At 66.5% G+C, this 4544-nt stretch carries 4 protein-coding genes; 1 reads left to right on the forward strand and 3 read right to left on the reverse strand.

Features of this window, described 5'->3' with window-relative positions; translation table 11 throughout:
• Positions 1 to 101, reverse strand: a 101-nt coding sequence (locus tag E8A12_RS22810; RefSeq protein ID WP_363212445.1) for a hypothetical protein, incomplete at its 3' end; no start/stop codon positions are given.
• A 335-nt stretch (positions 102 to 436) separates the two neighbouring features.
• Here E8A12_RS22810 and E8A12_RS18360 point away from each other — a divergent pair.
• Complete coding sequence (locus E8A12_RS18360; protein ID WP_293371507.1) at positions 437 to 1105, forward strand: Fe2+-dependent dioxygenase; 669 nt, start codon at positions 437 to 439, stop codon at positions 1103 to 1105.
• 18 nt (positions 1106 to 1123) lie between these two features.
• On the opposite strand, the gene E8A12_RS18365 is transcribed toward E8A12_RS18360, so the two are convergent.
• Both E8A12_RS18365 and E8A12_RS18370 read right to left on the reverse strand, forming a co-directional pair.
• Complete coding sequence (locus E8A12_RS18365; protein ID WP_293371509.1) at positions 1124 to 3217, reverse strand: HAD-IIIC family phosphatase; 2094 nt, start codon at positions 3215 to 3217, stop codon at positions 1124 to 1126.
• Positions 3218 to 3320: 103 nt separating this feature from the next.
• The coding region (locus E8A12_RS18370; RefSeq protein WP_293371511.1) for an aspartyl/asparaginyl beta-hydroxylase domain-containing protein at positions 3321 to 4544 on the reverse strand (1224 nt) is incomplete at its 5' end.

Below are 4544 nucleotides of genomic sequence, written 5' to 3' on the forward strand. Positions count from 1 at the left end.
ATGATGTCGCGCCCGGCTGCTTTCAGCTCGCGCCCTTTCTGGTCGGCCGCCAGGGTGGCGGACGGCTTCACGCGCGACAGGGCGACGGATTCAAGCGACATGGCGGCCTATGGCTCCCGAGGGTTCGGATTGGCGGAACGGCCGTGGCTTTAACCTAAGCCGCCCGCCCGGTGAACCCGCAGAGACGAGACATTTCGGACGACCCGGGGGGCTCGGTCAGCGACGATATTGCTTAAGCTGATGTCTGCGGGGGCGCGGCCGGTGAGGAACATGGCTCGATGGCGTTCGCGATGCCGGTTGGCGTAGGCCGCCACATCGGCGTGATTTCTGCCGCAGGCGCTCGCTTCGCCAAACGCCGCCGCCTATGGACGATCCCTGGAAACCAGTCGTATTTGCATCTTGATGGGCGCCAGATGATCCGTTGAGGCGATAGGCCATGTTCCAAGAAATCGCAGACCTGCTGACGAGCGATGAGGTCGAAGACCTTCGGGGCTTGGCCCGGGGCGTAAAATTCGTCGAGGGGCGGATAACCAACCCGCATTCGAAGGTGAAGAACAACCTGCACGCCGATACGCGCGGCCTAAATCACCAGCAGGCCTCCGAACTCCTCGGCCACGCCCTTGCCCGGCATGCCCAGGTCTCGGCCTTTGCCTTTCCCAAGCGGATGGCCCCACCGGTGTTGACCAAATACACGGTGGGCATGAACTACGGCGTGCACGCTGACACAGCCTTCATACCGATGGGCACGCGACCTGTGCGGGCCGACCTCAGCTGTACAATCTTCCTGAACCCGCTCGAAGACTACGATGGAGGAGAGCTGTCGGTCCACCTGGGTAGCCGTGCGTTGGACTTCAGGCTGCCGCCCGGCGGCGCTGTCATCTACCCCTCGACTACGCTGCATGAGGTTCGCCCCGTGACGCGCGGCGAGCGCCTGTGCGGCATCACCTTCATCGAAAGTGAGATCGTCGACCGGGTGAGCCGTGAATTGCTCTTCGAGATGAATGACGTCCTGGCGCAAGAGGCCGACCGCCTCAGTTGGGACGGGATCACCCGTCTCAACTACATCCGGTCGTCGCTGCAGCGGCAGTGGGGCGACGCGGCCTAGCGTGGCGAAGCCGCGGACCTAACCGCGCCGCCATGACCCCTCGCCATCGCTTACGAACCCGTTGTCGCGATAGATGTTGCGCACGGGCGCGTTCCGCGCGGTCGGGACGATGCGCGCGGTCAGGGCGGGATGGTCTGCCAGGATGCGCTGCAAGAACGTGTGTTCCACGCCCAGCCCGAGAACACGGCAACTGAGCGCGAGACCGGCAATCTCGCCATCGCGGACGACGGCTGCGCCCACCAGCCCATTGTCCGCGAAGCGATCCGTGACATGGGCTGCGTAGACGCCGTCGCGCGGCGACGCCGCCACGGCCTTCAATTCAGCCTCTGAGAACCTGACGCCGGTCGCGTTGAATTGGGTGGTCCGCTGGAAGAGCTCCACGATGCGTTTCAGGTCGGCGTCGGGCGCCACGCGCTCGACGCGCGTCTGCACGTTCAGCGACGCGACGTAATCGCTTTCGCTGATCGCATCGGCCCGCGCCGCCTGGCGCTTGACCTGGGCCTTCGCCAGTTCGGTGCGGGCGGCGGCTTCGGCGCTAAGGCTCGGCCGCTGAAGGCGAGGGTCGTTCAGCAACCGCCGCCGCAGGGCGAAGAGATCGTCTCCCCAGACCTCAACCTCGGGAAGCCGCTGCCGGACGCGCTCGCGTTCGACCGGGTTGTCGTCGATGAACAGGAAGGTCCCGGGGGACAGGCCAAGTTCGTCGGCGATCGAGCGGAGGTTGTCGACCTTGTCCTCCCAGTTGATGCGCAGGCTGACGAAATCATCCGGCGTCAGCAGCATCCCGTGGGGGTAGCCGTCGGGGTAGGTCCAGAGTTCGCGCACCGTCGCCGCGTCGTTCTTGCTCACACAGGCGAGGAGAACCCCGCGCTTTTTCAGAGCCAGGAGCGCTTCGTGCAAGCCGAAGTAGAGGCCAATGTAGGAGTGGGGATTGTCCTGCGGCGTCCACGCAAACGGCGCGCCGGTCTCAGCCAGGACGCCGGGCCACAGGACGCCGTCCAGATCGACAACGACGCACTTCTTGGCGTCGAGGGCCAGCACAACGGCGAGCGCGTCGAGATGAGCCCGCGCGGTGACGGCTTCACGGGCATAGGGATCGCCGCCGATCCAGGCGGCCAGGGGAGCCATGTCGGGAAACTGCCCGTGGACGGGGATCAATTCCTCGTCGGCCCGCTGCAGCAGCCATCCGGGCGATCCCATATGGGTGAAGTTGCAGATTCCGTCGTCAACCAGCCGCTCCGCGCCGACAGCGCCCAGCGCTGTGGCCACGTCGACCATGTGAACGTCGGGATAGCTTTCCACCAGGACCGAAAGCGCCATGTTGGCGAGGCGGACGCGCCCGCGATGACTGAGCGGACCGCGGTCGGCAAACCCCATCGGCTGCACCGTCGGCTCAGGCAATCCGTCGATCAGGATTGGCGCTGTCGTGTGGCCACGCAGGCCTTCGATGATCTGGCGAGCCTCGGCGATGAAGGCGGCGTGCGGCGGCGTCGCAGTGTCGGTGCGACGGGGGTCCATGAGGCTGACGCGGGAGCGAAGCGCGCCCACTAGAATGGCGTCATGCTTGTGCTCGGCGGCAAACCGGACGTCATCGGGGAAGGTGGCGGCGACCCGCACGTCGACTCCACGCTGAGCGCCCTCGCGCCGCAGGAAATCGGCCTCCATATGTATGTCGCAGTCGCCGAGCAGGATCAGGTCTATCCGCGCCCTTGAGCCGTCCAGATCCTCGATCCCGAGCGCCTTGGTGACCGCCCAATAGGGCTCGGCGCCTTCCTTGGCCTCGCGCCGGTATTTCTGCAGCAACGCATCGGGGTCACGCCCATGGTAGGGGCCAAGCACCTGGGCGACGTCGGCCAGCTCCTCGGCCGGCGTACGCTCCGTGAGCATTCCCCGCTCCAGCATCGCTGCGATCACGCCCCCCGTGGGCGGCGGCTCGGACGCGTGCTGCGGGGCGGCGAACCCGCGGATAAGCTCGGCCACCTCGGCGTTTACGACGAGGCGCACGTGGCTGATCGCATCGACCACCAGAACCCGATCGTCGGTGATCGGAACCAGGTGAACGAAGCTGGAGAGCCGCAGGTGCATGGAGGCGCTGAAACCGGGATCAGGAGACACTGCCTCCGTGCCGGCTAGTAGCGGGGCTTCGGTTCACCGTCCAGCGCCCGGCGCATGCGCGCACCGGCTTGTGGCCGGCGGGTTTCGGCCGGGTGATGGTCTTCTAGCCGACGGATCTGGGCGGCGATCTGTAGCTGTCGACCGCCTGCAGCAGGGTGCTCACAAGGCTACGTTCGGTCTCGCGCAACTCAGGCCGCCAGATATCGAAAATGAGCACGACGCGAAGCGCGTCGGGGTGCTTGTTCCAGGCCTCGTGCTCGATGCTGTCGTCGAAGATGCATGCCTCGCCCTGCGCCCAGGGCCGGGTCTCTGCGCCCACCCGCATGGCGCAGCCGTCCGGCACGATCAGGGGGAGGTGGCAGATATAGCGGGCGTTGGTGAAGCCGTGATGCGGCTGGATGTGCGCGCCGGGCTGGAGGAGTGAAAAGAACACCGAGGGCGTGCGGCCCGCAATCTTGCAGAGGGGCGCATTCTCCAGCGCCGCCATGACCGACGGGCAGCGGGCGATATTCTCAGGCACGGGCGCGCCGCTCTTCCACAGGTAGAACGACGACCAGGCTGGGTTGTCGAGCATGCCGCGGGTCTCGGCGAAGACCGGACGATTGGGTTCGGGCTCCAGATAGGGGGCGAACGCGGCGCCGTCTTGAAGCACCTGACCGAGCTCGCCTCGAATGGCGTCGGTCGCGGCCTCCACCTCGGCAAGCCAGGGGAAGGCGGCGCGCTCGGCCCAGGCAATGTTGGGCAGCTCGGGAAAATAGTAGTGTCGCGGCTGCTGCAGGTAGATCTGCCGTTTGCCGAGCATCAGGTCGAGGGACTCCCGAACGCGTCGGGCCCCGGGCTGATCTACGCCTTCAGCCGCCATCGTCGCGAGGAGGTGGTTTTCGAATTCCGCGCCGTATTCGAGAGCCAGACGCCGAGCGCGCGTCACCTGCGCGGCGAGCCCCTGGTCGGCGGGGGGCTGCATGGCGGCGATCTTGCCGACCGCATCGTAGTAGATGCAGGCGGCGCGGCCGTCCCCCGCTGCGGCGAGGTTGTCGCCGGTCATGATCAGGGCCCGCAGATTACGCGGCTCGAGCTTCAAGGCCTCGTTGAGTGCGGCGAGCTCGCGCGCCGGGTTTCCCAGCCCGTTGTGGGTCATGGCGACCGCCAGCCAGACCGCGGCGTTGCCTCGCCCGGCTGCGGTAATCTGGTCCAGCAGCTCCAGGGCGTCTTCAGGACGATGGCTGCGAAGGGCGCTGATCGCGTCGCGCAGCAGAAGGTCAGGATCGATGAGGGTCATGAGAAATGCTTGCGGGCCGGCTCGCTGGATGTTCGCAGAAGGATGCTC

Source organism: Phenylobacterium sp. (assembly GCF_004799395.1).
GTDB lineage: Bacteria > Pseudomonadota > Alphaproteobacteria > Caulobacterales > Caulobacteraceae > Phenylobacterium.

Bases quoted from the DNA above. Each gene is read 5' to 3' on its own strand.
- E8A12_RS18360 (WP_293371507.1), top strand. From the start codon at position 437: ATGTTCCAAGAAATCGCAGACCTGCTGACGAGCGATGAGGTCGAAGAC.